Here is a 21,869-nt window from a genome sequence, read left to right on the forward strand (position 1 = left end):
CCTTTAAAAAATTTCATTTTCATAAATAGTCTCATCATTATTATTAAAATCCTCTACTATTTCATTTTGTATATTTATATTTGATTGACTTGCTAATTCTTCTGTTAGTTTTATTGCTTGTTTTAATATAAGTATATCTTCTTCACTCATCTTATCTTTTGTCATTGTTGTATCTATATATGTTGCTGCTATTTCGTTTATTTCATTATTTTTTGTTTCATAAGTTGCATAGGCTTCGATTAGTTCTTCTTTCTCTTTTGTTTGATCAATAGTTAAATTTATTTTTAAGATATTACTCTCTTCTATTTTTACAAACTCATTATTAGATACTAATCCATCTTCATTTTTATCTTGCCACAAGGCAAAGTTCTCCCATTCATTATCATTTTTATCAAATACTCCATCTTTATTTGTATCAAACCCTTTACTTAAGGCTTCTATATCATTTGTAGTATCTTCAAAAAGAACTCTCCAATCTGTTTCTAATTTACTATCTATAGTTCCACTTTTATTATAATCCCAAACAAGTACAGCATCATCTTTTCCAACACCATCTAATACTTCATTATGTTTTTCATAATATTTTTGAACAAATTCTATTCCATCTCCATCCAAATCTAAAACTATTGGGTCTCTTTTTATATATTTATAGTTTATTCCTGTATGTACAAAAAGATTTTTTACATTTTCTCCTGTTAAAAAATCTCCTTCATCACTGATTTTTGCAACAAAGCTTTTCATCTCAAAAACTCTATCTCCTTTTTTCTTCCAATAACTTCCACTATAATCAAAATAAAACTCTCCATCTTCTTCTACTGTTCTTCCATTAATATTTGTAGCACCTGAAACATTTAAAGCATAATATTTCTCTCCTCTATAAAAAGATGTTACAAAAGCTAAATTTGAAACAACACTTACACTTAAAGCATCAAGATTTGAATCCACATCATCAACAACAATTTTTCCTTTTCCAGTATTTAAACTATTTCTATTAAAATAAGAAGAGATTAAAATAGGTGCATCATTTACAGGGGTTACATTAACTTCAACAAAGGCTGTGCTTTGATTACCATCTTTATCTTCAACTATATATTCAAAGCCTGCTTTTCCTTTATAAAGTGCAGAGTTTCTATCAAAGGTATTATCAATAGAGCTATTATAATGTTCATCAGGATTAAAATTTATTGTGCCATTTTTATTTAAAGTAGCTGTTCCATTTAAAGAGTTTTTAATACCTACTATTTTTAAAGTATCATTTGCTTTTATAGAAAAATCATTTGAAAGTAAATTTTGTATTGTTATGGTTAAAGCAGTATCTTCTGTAGCAAAAACTTTATCATCAAATACAAAAGCAGAGTTCTTTTTTACATCATCAATATATACATTAAAATCATCAAATTGTAAAGTTGAGATATTTTTAAGTTCATTTATTCCTGTTTGAGTAATAACTGATGCAGAACTATTAAAGTTTGTAATTATATTTTTTACTTCTTTTCCATTAAAGTATTCAATTAATTTTCCATTATAAACAACAGTATCATTTCCAGCTTGTCCATCAATAGTATCATTACCTTCTGTTGCATAAAAGATATTAGTTTCATTATTTCCAACTATATTATCATCATAAGAAGAACCTACTACATTTTCAAAATTAGAGATAGTATCATTTGTAGCATATGCTTTTGATACAGTATTTGTACTTAGGTTTATATTTATTCCTTGATTACTATTTGAGTAATCAATAGTATCTATTCCTTCACCTCCATCTAAAATATCTTTTCCACTTGAAGCAAAGATAGTATCATTTCCACTACCACCTATAATAGTAATATCACTATTTGCACTATTTTTAATGATACTATTTCCACTTCCTAAGATTATCTCTTCTGCATTTGTTGAAGTTACATCAAAAACTATATCTTGTGTATCATCTATATAAATCTTATCATATCCACTACCCATATCTATAAAATCTCCACTTTGAGATTTTAAATCAGAAGCATCTATATAAGCTATATCATCTCCACCTTTAGCAAAATAAGTATCAGTTCCTTTATTACCTCTTATAATATCATTACCATCACTACCTATAATATTATCATTGCCTTGTGAGCCTATAAACTTTTCAATATTTGTTAAGCCCATATCAAAATTAATACCTCTTACATCATCAACTATAACAGTATCATATCCTTCACCACCATTAACTACTTCAACCAATAAGTTTTCACTTTGAAAATCTTCATAATCTACAACTATAGTATCATTTCCACTACCTGCATCTATTCTATCTGCACCTTTTCCACCTTCAATATAATCATTTCCACTTCCTGCAAAAATTGTATCATTTCCCTGTTTTGCAAGGATAATATCATTATTATCTTCACTATAAATTGTATCATCACCCTTTGAAGAATCTATATAATCATTTCCTGTAGTTTCAATATTTTCTAAAGTTATATTTAAAGAGCTACTTTTTAAAATAGTTTCTATATTCTCTTCTTTTACTATATTTGCAACTACATTTAAAGTTAAGTTTTCATTATTTACAGAGGGGTAAGTAAGAAGAATTTTTCCATCAAAATCTTGGGTATTTATATATAAACTTCCATTTTTAAAAATCCCTTTATTTGAAGTAGTATTTGAAGGTAAATTATCAATTTTTAAAACTATTAATTCATCATTATTTAAAATACTTTTATCAATATTTAATTCTATTAAAGCTTTTGTATCTGTGCTTATAGTATCTGAATAAATAGTATCATTTCCACCTTTTGAATAAATCTTATCATTTCCTCCACCACTATTTATATTATCACTAGCATCTGTATAATTTAAAGTTTGAGAAGCTAAAGTATTAGAAGTGATTTCTACTTTATTTATATGAAAGTATGGAAGGTCATTATCTAAAGCACTAAGAGTTATATTTTTTTCTACTACTTCTTTATTTGTATTTGTACTACTAATAGCTTTTATATTTAAAGATAGTTCATCACTACTTAAATTTTCTATTTTCAAATCTTCTAAATCTTGTTTTGTTAAAGTATAGCTTCCATCTTTATTTAAACTTCCTTTATTTAAAGAAGAACCGTTAGGAAGATTTGTTATTAATAAACTTAAAGTTTCACTATTATCATTATCTAGTAAAGAAGCATCTATACTAAGAAAAGCTTGATTATCTTTTATAAAACTATTTTGTACATTTAATATAGGTTTATCAATAATTTCATTTATTGTTATACTAAGGTTTTTAGACACTTCTGCTCTACTTGTCCCTCCATCTTCACTTATTGATTTTATTTGTAAATTTAATTTTCCAGAAAAGTTTTCAGGAGCAATAAAAGCTAATTTTTTTATATCTTTTTCATCTATTATCCAAGTATTTTCTTTTTTCTCTCCTGCATTTAACTCTATATTATTGGGGATCCCTCTTATTTCTAATTTTAGATTTTCACTTCCATCTAAATCTTGCAGTTTTGAAGATAGATTTAAAAATATTAAGTCATCTTCATTTGCAGTTATATCATTTAATTCTAAAATACTCTTATCTGCAACAGGTGTAATTTCTACAGGAAGATTTACTTCTATCTCACTTTTTCTTAGTGTATTATCTGGTTCAACTATTACTGAAGTAATTCCAATATTAAAATTACCTGAATAATTTAAAGGTGAATATAATTGTAAATTATCTAATTGACTTGTAGATATTTTCCAAGTTGTATCATTTAGCTTTTCACCGCTATTTAAGCTAAATTCTGAAGGTATTTTTAACTCTAAATAAAAATTTTGAGAAGCTCTTAGATTTCTTGTATTTACATCTATATCAAGTAAAGCTACTTCATCTTCATTTACTTTTACTGGATTTACAGTTATATTTACACTTGTAGGAATTGATTCTATATCAACTTTTATATAACCAATACTTTCTTCTTTATGTGCATTTTTCTTTTCTGTTGTTATAGCTTTTACTTTTAATTCAAAATCTTCTAAGCTATTAAATTCAGGTCTTATTTTCAAACCTTCTAATTCTTCTACTGTTAAATGCCAATTACCTTCACTATCTTTTAATCCTTTATTTAAAACTGCATTTAAAGGAACTTGTTCTATTACTATTTCTAAAGTTTCACTTCCATCTGTATCTGTTAATGAACTTTTTATATCAAGTGGTATAAAACTATTTTGATACCCTTTTGTATCTGATACTTCCAAATTTGCAAAATCTGCTTCTGATTGAATTCTTACTTCTACATCTTTTGAGGTAAATGTTTGATGAGTATTTTCTGCTTCTGTTGTAACTGCTGTTACTTTTAAAGTAAAGTTTTCATCACTATTTTCGACTAAATTTATACTTAACTCTTCTAATTGCGTAGGTAAAAGTTTCCAAGAACCATCACTTTGTTCTTCTCCTGCTGTTAAGCTTGTCCCTTGGGGCAATCCTTCTATTAGGTAATATAAGCTTTCACTTCCATCTTTATCTATAAACTCTGAAGCAATATCTATATAAGCAAACCCTGGATCTTCTGTTACACTTACTACACAATCCATCCCACTAGTAGTTTTTTGAAAAAGATTTAATTCTACATTATCTGCAACTGCATTAACTTTTACTTCTAATTCTTTTGAGATTTGAGCAATACTATTATTTTCATTTTCTTTTGTAAGTGCTGTTACTTTTATAGTAAAGTCTGTTGCATCATGTGTTTTTGGTGTAATTGTAAGAAAATTTAAATCTTTCGCTTCTAGATGCCATATTCCATTTTCATCTTTTTCTCCTTTATTTAAAGTAGCATCACTTGGAATATTTTCTATTTTTATACTTAAAACTTCACTTCCATCTATATCAACTAAAGCTGATTTTATATCTAAATTTATAGCAGTATCTTCATCTCCTTGTGTATTTGTTACTTCTAAAATAGCAGTATCTGCTACAGCATTTACTATTACTTTTAACTCTTCACTTATAGTTGCTATACTATTATTTTCACTCTCAATTGCATAAGCAGTTACTTTTATAGTAAAGTCTTCATCACTATGAAGTTGTGTAGTTAATTCTAAACCTTTTAATTCATCTTTTGTTAGATACCATATTCCATCACTATCTTTTTTCCCTTTATTTAAAGTAGCATCTTTAGGAATATTTTCCAAAGAAATAAGAAGTCTTTCTTTTCCATCTACTCCATCTAATGTATCTACTAAAGAACTATTTATATTTATAGGCAAAATAGTATCTTCTAAAATCTCTTTTTCACTATCTTCTAAAGACAAGTTTGGTGTATCTGCAACTGCAATAATTGTGATTTTTTCACTTATTTGTGTAGTTATTATTCTTCCATTTGTATCTCTAACTATTGCTTTTATACTTATTGTAAAATCATCAGAATTATCTTTTTGAGGAATCAAAGATAAATTAACTAAATCATTTTGAGTTAAATACCAATTACCATCTACTCTTTTTTCTCCTGAACTTAGGTTAAACCCTTCAGGTAAGCCTTCAAATATAACTTCTAAAGAACTATCAGCATTTGGGTTTGATATATCAAAATCAAAAAATATTTCATCTTCATTTATTATTGTTTTATTTAGTTTTACTAAAGCTGAAGTTAAAGGTTCTAAGTCTTTTATTGTTTGTACTTCTATTTTTCTTTGTACTTCTTCTTGTATATCTTTCTTTTGAAAAATAACTTCATCTTGAAAAGAAATATTATTTAAAAAACTTTGAGTAGAGCTATTATTTGTTTCTCTTAAGATAGTTGTTTTATCATCTAAAGAGTTTTCATTAGTATTTAATATCGTAGTATTATCATCACTTATTTCCTCTTTTTGTTTTAAAGTCTTTTTTTTATACTCTTTTATTAATAAAATATCTTTATATAAAGGGCTTTGTGTTTCTACAATAGGGATAACCAAACTATTATTTTCACTATTTATACTCTCCAAACCTTTTAATGAAGCTGGGTCATCACTTAAATAGCTTATTTCATCACTTGAAGACTCTTTTGTTTGGGCCACTGCCACTGTTCCTATCATAACAGCTGTTGCTATTGATGAGGCTTGAGAAGTTGGATTATTTTCATTTAAAACATTCTCTTCTTCAACTATCTCTTCTTCTTTTTTAAATTCAGCTTTTTTTATTAGTTGTTTATTTAAATAATCCACTTCAAAAACTACATTTTTAAAAGCTATCTCTTCTATATCAACTAAAGTATCTAAAATCTTTTTATCATTTGATTTTACTAAAATAGTATTATTATTTAAAAACATAACTTGATAGTTTTCAAAATTATCTTTATATTCAACAGTATCTTTACCACTTCCTGCATATATTATATTTTTACCAGCAGTAGTATTTATATAATCATTACCATCACCTAAGATTACTACATCATCACCCTCACCTGCATAAACTTTATTATTTCCCTTTATTGAAACAATATAATCATCTCCTTTTCCTGCATAAACAATATCATTACCAGCACCCAAAGAGATATTATCAGCTCCATCATTAGCAAAAACTATATTATTTTCATCATTTGTTACTATTACATCATTATTTTGTGAGCCTTTTACTCCCTCTATATTTATATATTTATCATTTTCATTTGAGTAGTTATTTTTTAAATTTACAACAGAAGAGTTTTCACTATTAGTATAATCTACTAAATCAACTCCTTCTCCTCCATCTAAGGTATCACTTCCACCTTTTCCTTCTAAAATATCATTACCACTATTTCCTATTAAAGTATTATCTTTATCATCTCCTACTAAAATATCATCAAAATTTGAACCCTTAAGATTTTCTACATTTTTTAAAGTATCACCATCATCATTATTATTAGAATTTAAACTTGCATATACACCACTTTTTGAGTTTTCATAAGAAACACTATCAATACCTAATCCTGTATCAATATTTTTTTTACCATCTTGTACAAGAATATAGTCATCTCCACTACCTGTAACAATTGTATCATTACCTTTTGATGAAACAATTAGATTATCTCCATAATATGCGGTAATCTTATCATCTAAAGAAGTATCCAAATAGATATTTTTATCTTCAAATTCATTTACATATTTAGCTAAAGCTTCATCTTCTAAAAGTAGAGTTTTAAAAGCTTCATTTACATCTATTTTTCCACCATTTTCTTCTACTTTTATCAATTCAAGTAAGGCTTGAAGGTTCACTTTTGTTCCATTTGGCAGGTCTATATGTGTATTTGTTTTATCCCATTTTTCCCAGTTTGAAATTACAAACTCTTTTGAGTTTTCTTGTGCTTTTTGTGCTTCTAAATCCTTATCAAAAGTAGTAATTATTAATTTACCTTCTTTTAATTCAAACTGCAAATCATTTAAACTTTTTCCAGCAAAAGAAAAAGCATCTTCACTTATAGTAAAGTTTTCATAAGGATTAGGAATATTTGCAAGTTCTAATAACTCTTCAAATCTTTTTGCAAAAATTTCTACTTTTTCTAAAAAGCTATATTTTAAAGCTTTAGGATTTTTTAGAAACTCTTCATAAGATTGGGCTTTTACATTTACATCTAAACTATTTGTATAGTTTAAATATCCTAAATTTAAGTCATATCCTAACTCTTTTAAAATCTCTAATGCCTCTTCTTTTGATGGTTCATTAATATTTATTTCATCTTCTTTATTTAAAGCAAGTACACTTTCACTTTCTTCTTTTAGATAAATATTTATCATTTTTTTAGCTATTTGATTTAGATAGTCATTTACATCCACATCTAATAATTCATCATTTTCTTTATGTATCTCATAATTATATTTTGCTATTTCACTATTTAGTTTATTAAAATCTTCACTATAATGTTGCTCTTCTAATCTCAACTCTTCAGCAATAGAAAATACCTCTTGCCAATGTATTGCTTCTATTTCTTTATAGTGCTTATTATTAAATTCTAAAATTGCAGTTGCTTTTTCTTCTTTTATTTGTTCAATTTGCTCTTTTTGTAAAGCAATCTCTTCTTCATAGATATTTTTTTGAGTTTGAAGGTTTAGCATTTTTTGTTGTTTTTTTAAAGATAAATTACCCTCTTTTTGTCTTTCTTGATACTCTTCTAGTTGTTTATTTACTTTTTCTAAAGCTATTTGATTTTCTTGTAGTTTTTTATTTACTTCTTCTATCTTTTCATCAAAACTTTTTTCTAATTGCTCTTTTTGTGTATAGTAGTTTTGTATATCTTCATTTGTTACTTCTTTTAGTATCTCATCCACATATGTTTTATAGTTTTTAAAACTATATTTTTTTAAAAATTCATCAAGAACTCTATTTTTTTCAGTTTCATCTTCTAGTTTTGATATTTGATGGTACTCTTCATTTATCTCTTGAAGTATTTTTTTATCTGTGATTATTTTTCCATTACTATCTATGATAATATTTACTTCATTTTTATAATCACTATATTCTTGAGCAATTTTTATATTTTTATACAATAAATCCAAATCTACTCTTCCACTTTCATCATCTGGATTTCCTTCTAAAAACTTCTCATTTGTTCTATGCATTGCTCTTAGGATATAAGGGTTCCCATTTTCTACATTTATAAATGGTATTTCAACACTTAAAGCATGTGCCATTGTCTCTTTTGCAGTACTAAAACTTCCTTTATAACCATTTATAAATATTTTTTTCTTAAATTGACTGATATTTATATCTGGCATTAAACTAGCATCTACTAGTTGTCCTCCTGGTAAATTAAAGATATTTGTTAATTGTTGTGCAAATGAATTACCTATATTTATCATAGCTTCTTCATTTCCACCATCATCACTATCACTAAAGACTAGATTATAAGTTTGTGTCTCTTCATCAAACTCCAGTTTTGCTTCTGCTGTTGGAGGTGGTGGTGTCCCTCCAAATAATCCTCCTAGTAAACTACCTACTATTACTCCTATTATGGCTCCAATTAACGCACCTATTGGACCAGCAGCAGAACCAAAAGTTGCAAATTGTGAAGCAAGTGCACCACCTGTCGTTGCCATTGTAGTACCAGCCATTGCACCTATTGCACTACCAATAGAAGCCCCCATTGATTCTTCTTTTGTATCTATCCAACTCTCTGCAATTGCATATCCTATTTTTGAACCAATAAATCCACCTATTGCACTAGCAAAATCAAAATTTATACTCTGTCCAGTTGCAAAATTTGTTATAGCAGTAGAGGCTGCATATGAAAGTGTAAAATCAGCAAGGTCACCTATAAGTGTCCCATCCATACCTAAAATATCTGAAATATTATCATTTTTTGCAAAGTATGAAGATAAGGCAAAAGAGACAACTGAACCTGCCAAATTTTTCCAAGAAGAGGCTCCCACATCTTTAACTGCTATATCGTTATTATAAGTAGCTAAATCAGCTATTACTCCTACACTTGTACCTACAACTATTTTATCTATATTTGAAAAATCACTATTATTTGCGATTATTAAACTTCCTATTTGATTTATCGCTGTTTTTCCAACATCATTCCAAGTTGCAACTGGTCTTACTTCTGTATCTTTTTGTATAGAAATTGTTTGTTCATTTGTATCTAGATTATGTTCATATACTAAATCTTTTGTTGTAAAGTATTTAGAAGTAGTTCCATCTTCATTGGGAACTTCTGCCACATAGTTCCCATCTTGTGTTTGCATTAGCTTTACAGTACCATAAGCACTTGAAATATATTTTGCATCACCTTTTGGCATGATTAGTGATTGTCCTGCTAAGATTTTTCCACTACCATCTAAACTATTTACAAAAGCAATATTTTCTTTTTTTAAATTTGTATTATTAAAGCTATCTAAATTTATATCTTGTTTTGCCACTAGTGAGCTTACTTCGAAATTACCATTTTCCAATCTTTTATAAGAAATATCTACTTTATCTTCAAACCCATATGAGTCAAAATAGTATCCATCTTTATTTGCAATAATTACTCTATCTTCAAAGTTTACATTTATAGAACCATCACTATTTATTTCATAAGCTCCCTTTTCATTAAAACCATCAGTAAAAGTAGCATAGGTTACTTTAGACCCATCAGAGTTTGGTACAATAAAGATATGATTCCCATCTTGCGTTGTATATTGTGCTATTTCTCCATATCCACCCTCTATTTCTTGTTTTGATATTGGTACTTGGAAGTTAATATTTTTTGAAACGGTATCACCATTTAGATGATTGAACTCTTTTAGTTCTTCTTTTGAAAAGTCTGTATATTTTGCTAGTTTTTCTATTTCTACATTATCTTTTTTTATCTCTATATTTTCTAATACTTTTTTCCCATCTTGCATTTTATATGAAATCTCAAATTCATCTGTTGATACCTCTTTTTGATACATTATTCCTTTACTATCTTTTTCCCATACTTCATATATTCCATCTTGTGTGAAAGTTATCTTATTTGGGTTTGTTTTATCTCCATAGATTAATAAATCACTATTTTCATCATATGTTATATTTGTTTTATTATTATTTTCATCTGGCACTCTAAGTGTAAAGGTATCATCAGGGTTTTTAAATAGTTTTATTACTCCATTTTCACTTTCTATTTCTACTGCTTTTTCTTTGGGAACTAAAACTTTATACCCTACTGGCAAGTTTTTTGCGTCTTCTAATGTTAAATTATTATATTCTAGTAATTCTATTGAAGAAAAAGGAGTATTTTGAGCGATATGGGAAATTGTTTGACCTTCTTTTAAAGATATTACCTGGTCATTTAAAATATAGTTACCATTATCTATTGAAGGAATATTTTTTTCAAAAATTGGAGTTTCTATTGAATTTGATATTTGCGTATCAATTACTGCTTCACTATTTTCATTGAAACTTAATTTTGTTACTTTATTTTCTCCCATATTATATTCTGTTGTATTTGTATCTTTTGAAATAATTTGTTTTGTTGGAGTAATTATTGTCTTTCCATTTGCAAAAGCTTCTCTTAGTTCTGCTTCATCCACATAGCCATTTGCTATTGCTAAATCTTTTAATGGCAAATTACTATTTGTTTTTTGTCTTAATAAAACATCAAGTTGTGTATTTGGATGAATATTAGAGTTTGAATCATATACTAGTTCATAATTAGTGTCTGATATATTTTTTACTATTACACCTTCTGCTACATTACTACTATCTTTTACTTCTATATTACCTATTCCTAATTTTTGTGTTGTTACACTTCCATCTGCATTTACTCTATTATATATTTGTTCATTTCCATCAATTTCTAAAAGAGAATAATCTTCTGCATTATAATAAAATACTTTTGTTTTACCCGAGTTATCTTCTACTATGATTTTTTGATTACCTTTATCATCTGTAAATACTGTCACTCCCTCATTTACATCGGGCTTATTTGGTATTGCTATTTTTGTTCCATCTTGGATATTATTATAATCATCTTCTTTTACTTTTAAATTATTATAATCAAGCAGTTGTTTTTCTGTAAGACCATTTTTTTGAGCTATTTGAGACAAACTATTATTTTCATCTATTATTTCATTATTCTCATAGTTTATTGTACTTTTTAAATTTTCAGCTTTTCTTGTATATAAATCTTTTGTTAGTTCATTTATATGCTTATTCCATACTGGTGTATTTTGGGGATAAACTCCACTTTGAACCATATTATTATAAGCTTCAAGATTACTTTCTTTTAACTGCTCAAATCTTTGAGTTTCTAAATCATATGTAGACTGAAAATCTTGGGCATAATTATAGACTTTTTCTGTAAAGGCTCCTGCATCTATCCCTGCTTTATCCAATGCATAACCTATTCCTATTCCTGCAGCAAATCCAAAAAAAACTACTCCAAAGGCTGGAATACCAAATAGAGCTGTTATAGGAGCTAAGCTTGAAACAAGTGCAATACCAGCAGCACCCTCTGCAAAATCTTGTAAAAGAGTTCCTGATATATGAGCAATATTATCATCTACACTTTTTGAATTATCCCATTCTAAGACAGCAGTTACTGCACCTGCTTTGGTATTAGTAAATAGTTTAGTAATATTTGGGATATCTTTTGCATCTATATGATTATTTTTTTCAAGATGTTCAGTTAGCATTTCTACTGCTACATCAGGTGTGGCTATTGCAATTTTAAAAAGCTTTTCAGAATTAGAAGAGTCTGTAATATCCATAGAGTCATTTTTTATTATAGTATTACTATTATTTTCAGTACTATTGTTTTCTTTAGTGCTATTATCACTATCCTCTTTTTGTGCTGTTATACCAATTTGAAATTCCAATGTATCTTGCTTTTTTTCCATTTTACACCTCTTTTACTATTTTGCTGGTAATAAAATTAATCTTTGTTCTATTTCATCAATATTTATATTTAAATATTTTTGAATATACTCCTTTACTTTACTTTGTTCTTCCAAACTTAATAAACCATAGGCTATTCCACCAAATTTTTCATCTTTATTATTTATAAATACAAAATTTATTATGGAAATTTTTTGATAGGGGATATATAAACTTAAAAATGACAATATAATACTAGGTATAAAAAAAAATGTTAGTAAATATAATTTTTTTAATCCCTCTAAATGTTCTCCTTTTCCACAAAGAAAATTAAATTTTAGTTTATACATCTTTTTTATATCTTTTAAAATTATTGAAGTTTTATTTGATGAGATTAAAATATATGTTGGATAAAATTTTATAGTTTTTCTTTTTTGGACTAATACGTAAAATAGAAGTTTTAATATACAATAAACATAATATGGTATAGTAAGCATTACTGTTAATCTTCCTAATCTTCCACTATCAAATATCTTTTCTAAACTATAGTCATACAAATAAAATACAACTAATAATAAACTACTACCTAAAACAACCATAAACATTTGTGTTATTAAATATATTTTATCTTCTATCTCAAATAGAAAATCATTAGATACTATTTCTTCTTTATTCATATATTCTCTCTTTTTAATAAATAATAACTCAATACATTATTATTACACTTCTCTAATTTAACTCCCTTTATTCTTAAAGTTTACTTAAAAATAACCTTATATATTATTTGATTTGTGTGTATTTATTTTAATAATCGTTATTATTTAATAAAGCCAAAGGGGAAATAGTAATTGGTTTGATTGTTTTTTATAAAAGTAATTTTTAAGAATTTTTTTTAAAATTATGCAATATTAGTTTTTATTTATACTTTTTTATTTATAAAATCTATATTTTTTTAAACACATTAGTAATTAAGTTTATTGTTTAGTTTTTTTAAAGCCAATATAATCATCAGTTTTTTACCTCTTTTAGTTAAAAGAGCTTATTATGCTACCTTTATTTCATCATAAAATCTATTATTAAATTTTATATTTTTTTCTAGTTCAAGGCTTGAAGATAAAATTTTATATGAGTTTACTTTTGTAAATGAATAAAAATTTTTTCTTTGTAACGATGAAATAGGTAAAAAGCTAATTTTTAATAATAGATTTTTAGGAACGTGAGGTATATTTTTTAAATTTATATGATTATTTTTTTCAAGATGTTCAGTTAGCATTTCTACTGCTACATCAGGTGTGGCTATTGCAATTTTAAAAAGCTTTTCAGAATTAGAAGAGTCTGTAATATCCATAGAGTCATTTTTTATTATAGTATTACTATTGTTTTCAGTACTATTGTTTTCTTTAGTGCTATTATCACTATCCTCTTTTTGTGCTGTTATACCAATTTGAAATTCCAATGTATCTTGCTTTTTTTCCATTTTACACCTCACTTACAATACTTAAGTTAAAAAGACTAATTTTTGTTCTATTTCATCAATATTTATATTTAAATATTTTTCAAAATACAATGTAACTTTGCGTTGCTCTTTTTCATTCATTAATCTATATCCAATTCCTGCAAATCTTTCATTTTTATTATTTGTAAACATTAAATTATCAATATACTTTTTTTTGTATAAAATCAATGCACAACATAAAAGTAAAAACCATCCAATTAAGACAAATGGTAGAGCAAATAAATACAACAACTTTTTACTCTTTGATGCACTATTTTTTTTACTTAAACCAATTAATAGATTCAATTTTACTTTATATATCTTTTTTATATCTTTTAAAATTATTGATGTATTATTTGATAGTAAAATATATGTTGGATAAAATTTTATAGTTTTTCTTTTTTGTATTAAAATATAATATAAAGTTTTTATAATATAGTATATGTACATAGGGATACTAAATACTATTACTAATCTTCCTAATCTTCCACTATCAAATATCTTTTCTAAATTATAATTATATGAAGACAATAATAACAATAATAAAGTACTACCTAAAATAACTATAAATATTTGTGTTATTAAATATATTTTATCTTCTATCTCAAATAGAAAATCATTAGATACTATTTCTTCTTTATTCATATATTCTCTCTTTTTAATAAATAATAACTCAATACATTATTATTACACTTCTGTAATTTAACTCCCATTATTCTTAAAGTTTACTTAAAAATAATTTATTTTATTGTCTAATCAAAGGTAGATAATATAGATAGTTACTAATTGTTTTTTATAAAAGTAATTTTTAAAAAATTTAAAAAGTTTTTATATATTTTCTAAAAGTAGAAGTTTAAAAATTAGTAGTTTTTATTTCTTCTACTTTTTCTAACACTTCTTATCCAAAGTATATTTACACTATACATAGAGATAAAAGCAGAAAAAACACCTAAAGTAAAAGCTCCTATCCATAAACATAAAGCTATTTGGTCAAAATTTTCATACATTGAATCAAAACTAAACTCAATAGCAGAAGAAGGTTGAAAGATAAGTTTTCCTAACTGATATTCAAAATAAAAAAGAGGTGGCATAGTCAAAGGATTGCTTATAAATATTAAAAGAAAACTAATTGGCAGATTTGCATTAAAAACTATTGCTAAAAGTGTTGCTAAAACCATTTGAAATGGCATAGGAAGACAAGCTACAAAAATACCTATAAATACACCAAGAATAACTTTTCTTCTTGAAAGACTCCAAAGCCCCTTTTTATATAAAAGATTTCCAAAGATTTTTAAAAACTTTTGTTCTTGTATCTTTTGATGTGTTGGTAGTATCTTTTTTAGCTTTTTTCTTGGCAAAAGCATCCTTTTTTTGGTTTATGAATTGTATCAAAAAAAAAGTAATATTTATTTATAAAGAAAACTAATATATAAAATTTATACTTTTTATATCCAGCTTATTTTATGATTAGAAAAAGGAGATAAAATGCAAAAACTATGTAAAATAAAAAAAAGTGACTATGAATCTTTTAAAGAAGAGATAATTAAAAATATAAAAAAACCTAAATTTTATTGTAAAAAGTGTTTTAGGGTTGCTAAAACAAAAAAACTTTTATGTAGTGCTGAAACACTTAAAATGTAAGCTATTTTTATACTATTATCTTCTTTATTCTTTTTAAACTTGTAACTCTTCTAAATACTCTATAATATCTAAAGGCTCTTTTTGTTTTTTGGCAATTTCTAAGCAAAGCTTTACATCAGCATTATATTTGATAAAAAGTTTAGCTTTTTCATCATCTGCTTCTTTTGGTTTCTTTTTAGTTGCTACAAATCCTACTTGTCTCTCCCCTATAAAATCCATAGTTTTTACATACATTAATAAAGCCGGTTCTATTTGCATATGATAGTTTATATCAAAGTTCATAGAAGTAAGAGTTTCTAGCATCTCTTCAAAGATTTTATTATGTAAGTTTACTTCTAAAAGTTGATGTAAAACTGTAAAATTAAACTTATTTACTTTATTAACTTCTAGTTTTCCTGTTTTATAAAGCATATTTATAAAATATTGGTCTTTTTGAAGAATTGCATAATATAAAGGTAAATATCCAGCATCACAAGGAAGATTTATATTGGCATTAAGATTTAATAAAGTATCAAAAATCTCCCTATAATTTGAAGAAATAGAGTAGATTAAAGCACTTGCTCCTGCTTTACTTACTATATTTATATTTGCCCCTGCTTCTACTAAATCAGCAATAATTTTACTTTTTGTAGTTTCAAATCTAAAGTTTAAATCATAACTATATTTTCCAAGAACTGCTTGATGAATAGCTGTTTCATTATTTTCATTTAGATTATTAACATCTGCTTTATATTTTATAAGCTCTTTTACCACTTGTGTAGTTCCCACATATGCGGCACACATTAAAGGAGTCATTTGTTTATTATCAAACTGCTCAAGACTAACTCCTAAGTCTAATAGAGTTTGTACAGTTTGTACTCTTTGTAAAGTATCTATATTTTGATAATTTGATATAGCTTTATGTAAAGCAGGAGAGTTATCAAAACCTCCAACAATATGGATATTTGCACCTTTATTAACTAAATATTTTAAAGCTTTTGGCAAGCAATTCATAGCTGCACCTAAAAAGATATCCGTATCAAGATTGTTTTTATACAAAATATCAAAAGGTTGTTTTTGCCAACAATACTCTAAATATTCAACAGCAACCTCATCATTTTTTAAATGATTTTGAAGTATTGTATGTATAGGCATTTCATTAAAACTTAAACTAATAGGTTTAATTAAACTTCCCCCATATTCATAAAATAAATCATAAAGTTCTTTATTTATTTTATTAAGATTTACTGCTTGTACAAAAATACTACTCTCTTTTGGAAGGCTTTTATTTTTATGAGATAATTTAACAGTAGCATTTATATCTGCACCATTTTGCAATAAAGCTTTTATTATTTTAAAGTATCTATTTTGAGTATTTACATTTGAAGCTAGTTTTACTGTTTGAAGTAGTAGCGTAGCTTCATATGTTTGTTTATATTCATCTTCAAAAGTATAATATCTATTTATATTAGGGTCTGTTTGTATAAGTCTAGTTACTAACTCTAAAGAAAAATAGCTATGAAAAACTTCTAAAAGAATTGGGTGTGTTTCATTGTAAGCTTTAAACTCTTTATAGGTATCTAAAAGATATTCAATCATATGTTCAAGAAGATACTCTAAAGCTAAGGCTAAAACTGTTGCATTTGAGTTTGCTTTTTTATAATAATTTTTTCTTTCATAATAAGGATTTATTGCAATAATCTTTTTTAAAAGTTCATCTTTTGAAAGATTTTTTATAGCAAAATATATAGACTCTTCATCACTAATATAAATCTCTTTATTATCTAAAATATACTGCAAAATTCGAAGCTCATTTTCTAAAATAAAAATAGTGAAAAAAGAGACAAACTCTTCTTCAACTTTTTCTGTATAAGATACTTTTGTATTTAAATCAAGTTTATAAGTTAGTAAAAGTTGGAAAATTTCCCTTTTTTTAGCAATAGTATTTAAAGTAGCATTTTCTTTATAAAAATAGTTTATTACACCTTCATTTAATTTATCTACAAAGTTTACATCAGCATTATATTCTAAAAGTAACTCTATTAAAGGAAGATTATAATTAGTAATAGCATAAAATAAAGCAGAAAAACCATTATATTCTATCTTTGCACCATTTTCAAGTAAAAATTTAACTACACTTAAATCCTTACCTATAAATAAGTCTTTTGTTAAAAGATATAAGACATTGTTTTTATCTTCTGGAGTAGTTTCTATATTTGCACCTTTAGCCAAGGCACTTGTTAGTAGTTGTATTTTACTTTTTTCATCAATTCTTGCATTTATAGATATTTGATAAACTATATCTATATTAGTTAAATCTTTACTTTGTTCTATATAATTTTGAATATTTAAAGAGGGTAATAAAGATAAAAACTCAGAAATATCTCTATTTTCTTTATTGATTTCAGTTGCTATATCTTCTAAGTCTTTTACACTTAACATTTTTTTTATTTGATGAGGATATTCACTAAAATCTGCACCTAAAATAATTAGTTCTTTTAAAGACCTATTATCTCCTTTTGTAATTGCTTGTTTTATTAAAGAGTCCCCTTGCGTATCTTTAAGTGTTAAGTCAAGTTTATTTAATCTTTTTAGAAGATGTAGAGTTTTAGCTTTTAAAGTTGGCTCTAAAGAGCTATATATAAGCCTACAAACAAAAGGAGTATTTTCTTCTTCATTTAAAGGACAACCAGCTTCAATAAGTGCTTCAATTATAGGGTATTCTCTTTTATTTATTAAAGCATATTCCAAAGGAGTATAATTATCAAAAAAACTATCAGTATAACTATCCATAGGAACATCAAGTTCAATTAAAAGTTTTATAAACTCTAAAGGGCAACTACTTATTGCCATTGCCATAACTTTAGTTTCTCCAGAAGTTATCTTATATCCATACTCTATAAAAGTTTTTAAAACCTTAGTATCTTTTGAAAGTATAAGAGTACTTATAGCTGTACTTCCATTAGTAGCTTTTGCATCTTCAAAATCACTTCCAAGTTCAAATAAATACTTAATAACCTCTATTTTTTTATTTATTGTGGCATAGTATAGAGGTCTTCTAAAAGACTCATCTTCTTGTCTAAAGTTTGTTTTATCAAGTTTTGTTTTTATTACATCTAAAGAGTTTGTTTTTATAAGCTCTTCAATACTTTCATCTTTTTGAAAAAACTCTTTTGTTGTTTCAAAAAGAGTTTCTTCTTCTTTTTTTTCTTGCTTATTTCCAAATAATTTATCTAAAAATGACATTATATTCTACTTTTTAAATACTCAATAGCTTCAGAAGGGACTCCCTCAATATTTTCTAAAGTATTTAAAGCAACTTGAATATCACAACCTAAAGAGATTAGTTCATCTGATACATCTTTAAAACCTGCATATACTGCTAAAGTTAAAGCATTTTCTCCATTTGGAAGTCTTTCATTTATATTAGCTTTATTTTCAACTAGCTCTCTTATCATTTGTATTCTTAAATCTTGTTCTATATCTATATTACTATAAACCGTCCAATGAAGAGGAGTAAACCCTTGTGAGTCTTTTATATTAAAATCAGGGAAAAACTCTTTTAAAATATCAATAGCTTTAAAATTTGCATAATAACCTGCTGTATGAAGAAGAGTAAAGCCCCCTGCTCCATTTGTTAGAGGAACCTTCTTTTCAATAAAGTATTTAAGCATTTTTAAGCCCATTGAAGTATCACTTCTTATTACAGCACTAAAATGTATAGATTCATTGTTATTATCAACTATATCAAGTTTTATTTTTTTATTACTCATAAGTCTATTTACATAATAAATATCCCCATAAGCAATTGCTACCATAAGAGGTGTTCTTCCTAACATATCTAAAGCATTTAAATCTAAATCTAATTGAAGTAAAGTATTAAAAATATCTTTTTTATCTCTTATAATACTTAAATGTAAAGCAGGAAGAACTTCATTTGAAGATTGATTTAAATCTGCCCCGGTATCTTTTAATACTGCTAAGATTTTTGATCTTACTAAATTTGAGTTTTCTTTATCATCATAAGCTTTAACCTCCCCTAAAATGGCCCTATGTACTGCACTTTCTCCTGCTTCATTAAAGAAATTTGGGTTTGCTTTAGCCTCTAATAAAACCCTAACACTTTCAAAACATCCATAATTTGCAGCACTCATAAGTGGTGTAAACTGCTCTGAGTCTATTTGTTCTATATCACAACCAGCTTCTATTAAAACTTTAACAGTTTTGGCTCTTAGCATTGGATTTGTATTATCATAGTTTGAAATAGCTTTATGTAAAGCAGGAGAATTATCAAAACCTCCAATAACATGAACATTTGCTCCATGGTCTATTAACCATTTTATAGTTTTTGGTCTATTCATCATAGCTGCACCTAAAAGAATATCTGTATCAAAAACATTTTTATGTTCAAAATCTACTTTAAAACCTTTTTCTTTAAAAAACTCTAAATATTCAATACAAGACTCATCTGAAACTTGTCCAAATCTATTGATTAAAGAGTGCATTTGCGATTCATTTAAATTTGCTGTTGGTTTATATGGATCAAAACCACTTTCTAGGAAAAACTCTAATACTTTTGGCTCAAAAACATTATTTAAAGCTTGTTGAACTAAAATACCAACATTATCTAAATTACTTTTTGTTGCTTCAAGTCTTGTTAAAGAAGCATAAATATCAGCATTGTATTTAACTAACTCTCTTAAAATTTCAACTCTTTGTTCTTGTGTTAAATACTCATGACAACTTCTTAAAAATCTTATAAGTGTTGTTTCTGAATGTGGGTCATCAGAAAAAACATAATATAGTCTATTTAAATCAGGGTCAATACTAATTACTCTTTTTATAGTATTAATACTAAACTTAGAATAAATAGCCTTTATTACTAAAGAAACCAGTTCCCCATAAGATTTCACATCACTATAAGTATCTAAAATATGATTTACTAATTCTTCTTTTTCATTATCAATAGCCAGTTCTAAAATTCCAGAATCATAATATTTTTCTTTTATTTTGCTATATTTTTCATTTTCAAATATTACATATGGATTATATGCAATAATTTTCTTAGCTACATTAATATCTATATCTCTTGTTATTGCATATCTTATTACTGTATCATTTATCTCTATATTAGGAAACTTTTCTAAAACATACTCTACAAATTCACTCTCTGATATATCAATAATAGCCTCAATTGCAGGTGTATAATTTGAACCAGAGTTTTGATAATGAGAAAGCTTAATATTCATATCTAAACCATTTTCTATTAGAAGTTCAAACATTTTTATCTTTTCTTGCACATTATTAAACTTTGCTTTTGGAGATATAATAAAGTTTATAGCTGTATTATCAAAATAATTTACAAAATTTACATCTGCACCTTTATTTAGTAAATGTTTTACTAAAGATATATCATTTTCCATAATAGCAGTAAATAAAGCAGAAAAACCATTATCTTCAATTTTTGCACCATTATCTAATAAAAAATCTAAATATAAAGTATTTTTTCCTATATCAAAATGAGAAGTAAAAGTATATAAAACATTTGTAGGATGGTCTGAAGTTGTAAGTTCATTTATATTTGCACCTTTTTCAAGGGCAATTTTAGCTAATTGTATTTTTTGTTTATCATGAAGCATAGTGCTTTTTGTAATAGAAAGAAGTATGCCATTTATATTATTTGTATTTAAGATATACTCTTTAAAAGTATCAAAATCTAAAATTTCTAAAATATACTTAGGATTATTTATTGGATATTTTAAGATATGAGAAGATAACTCTTTTACTTTTTTCTCTCCCATAAATGTTAAAAGATTACTTGCAACAGAGTTTACACAAGCACCAAGTTTAATAACCTCAGCTAAAAGCTCAAAATCTCTTTTATTAAATAGTTTTGATGAAAGATGTAGCTCACTTTCATCTTCATTTATATCAAAATCATACTCTTTTACTAAAAGCTCAAGAAGTTTTACTTTTGTTTTAAAATCTATATTTTCTGAATCTGCAATCTCATGAATAAGATACTTTTTCCCCTCTGGTATATTTGTTCCAAAATTTTCAAAAATATATTTAAAAGTTTCAAAAGAACTAGCTGTTTTTATTGCCATTTCTAAAGGGCTTTGCCCATATTCATAAATTGTACTTGCACCAATACTTCTCATATAATCAAGCATTTCTATACTAGCATTTACTTTTATTAGATGAGAAATTATTGAATTACCCTCAAGTGTTTCTTCTAAGTTTGCCCCATTTTCAATTAGAAATTTTGTTACATTTAAGCTTGAATGATTTAATGCAAATACCAAAGGTGTTTTAAAATCTTCATCTTCTTTATTAATATCTTCTATATTTAGTAAAGCAGTAACTTTTTTTAGGTTATCGTTTTTTATTGCTTCTACTAAAGTATCATCTTGAGAATGGCTTTCCAATTTTAGAAATTTTTTAAGAAATGACATAAAAATCCTTTTATATTTTTTAAATAATAATTTTATAATTTAATTGTATGTT

8 protein-coding genes are annotated in these 21,869 nt (G+C 26.0%); 1 reads left to right on the forward strand and 7 read right to left on the reverse strand.

The window, feature by feature from the left end; all coding sequences use genetic code 11:
• Positions 1-3: 3 nt before the first annotated feature.
• The 5 genes from AMYT_RS09420 to AMYT_RS09440 form a co-directional block, all read right to left on the reverse strand.
• Positions 4-12,270, reverse strand: a complete 12,267-nt coding sequence (locus AMYT_RS09420) for an Ig-like domain-containing protein (RefSeq protein ID WP_114842299.1) — start codon at positions 12,268-12,270, stop codon at positions 4-6.
• 15 nt (positions 12,271-12,285) lie between these two features.
• Positions 12,286-12,924: a hypothetical protein gene (locus tag AMYT_RS09425; RefSeq protein ID WP_114842300.1), complete on the reverse strand. Its 639-nt coding sequence runs from the start codon at positions 12,922-12,924 to the stop codon at positions 12,286-12,288.
• A gap of 365 nt (positions 12,925-13,289) precedes the next feature.
• Entirely contained in the window at positions 13,290-13,724 is a 435-nt protein-coding gene (locus AMYT_RS09430; protein ID WP_114842301.1) for a hypothetical protein, read from the reverse strand.
• Positions 13,725-13,745: 21 nt separating this feature from the next.
• On the reverse strand, positions 13,746-14,387 hold the full coding sequence (locus tag AMYT_RS09435; RefSeq protein WP_114842302.1) for a hypothetical protein: 642 nt from the start codon (positions 14,385-14,387) through the stop codon (positions 13,746-13,748).
• A gap of 215 nt (positions 14,388-14,602) precedes the next feature.
• Positions 14,603-15,100, reverse strand: a complete 498-nt coding sequence (locus AMYT_RS09440) for a DUF2062 domain-containing protein (RefSeq protein WP_162919497.1) — start codon at positions 15,098-15,100, stop codon at positions 14,603-14,605.
• 127 nt (positions 15,101-15,227) lie between these two features.
• Between AMYT_RS09440 and AMYT_RS14970 the strand changes: the two genes are divergently transcribed.
• Positions 15,228-15,383, forward strand: coding sequence for a hypothetical protein (locus AMYT_RS14970; protein ID WP_162919498.1), 156 nt, complete (start codon positions 15,228-15,230; stop codon positions 15,381-15,383).
• 33 nt (positions 15,384-15,416) lie between these two features.
• Here the strand turns inward: AMYT_RS14970 and AMYT_RS09445 are convergent, their stop codons facing one another.
• The gene (locus AMYT_RS09445; RefSeq protein ID WP_114842304.1) at positions 15,417-18,608 is read right to left on the reverse strand and encodes an ankyrin repeat domain-containing protein; all 3,192 of its coding nucleotides are present in this window, start codon (positions 18,606-18,608) and stop codon (positions 15,417-15,419) included.
• Positions 18,608-21,817, reverse strand: coding sequence for an ankyrin repeat domain-containing protein (locus tag AMYT_RS09450; protein ID WP_114842305.1), 3,210 nt, complete (start codon positions 21,815-21,817; stop codon positions 18,608-18,610). Before AMYT_RS09450 ends, AMYT_RS09445 begins: the two co-directional genes overlap by 1 nt.
• Positions 21,818-21,869 lie beyond the last annotated feature (52 nt).

This window comes from Malaciobacter mytili LMG 24559, from assembly GCF_003346775.1.
Taxonomy (GTDB): domain Bacteria; phylum Campylobacterota; class Campylobacteria; order Campylobacterales; family Arcobacteraceae; genus Malaciobacter; species Malaciobacter mytili.

Bases quoted from the DNA above. Each gene is read 5' to 3' on its own strand.
- AMYT_RS09430 (WP_114842301.1), bottom strand. From the start codon at position 13,724: ATGGAAAAAAAGCAAGATACATTGGAATTTCAAATTGGTATAACAGCA.
- AMYT_RS09425 (WP_114842300.1), bottom strand. From the start codon at position 12,924: ATGAATAAAGAAGAAATAGTATCTAATGATTTTCTATTTGAGATAGAA.
- AMYT_RS09435 (WP_114842302.1), bottom strand. From the start codon at position 14,387: ATGAATAAAGAAGAAATAGTATCTAATGATTTTCTATTTGAGATAGAA.
- AMYT_RS14970 (WP_162919498.1), top strand. From the start codon at position 15,228: ATGCAAAAACTATGTAAAATAAAAAAAAGTGACTATGAATCTTTTAAA.
- AMYT_RS09420 (WP_114842299.1), bottom strand. From the start codon at position 12,270: ATGGAAAAAAAGCAAGATACATTGGAATTTCAAATTGGTATAACAGCA.
- AMYT_RS09445 (WP_114842304.1), bottom strand. From the start codon at position 18,608: ATGTCATTTTTAGATAAATTATTTGGAAATAAGCAAGAAAAAAAAGAA.
- AMYT_RS09450 (WP_114842305.1), bottom strand. From the start codon at position 21,817: ATGTCATTTCTTAAAAAATTTCTAAAATTGGAAAGCCATTCTCAAGAT.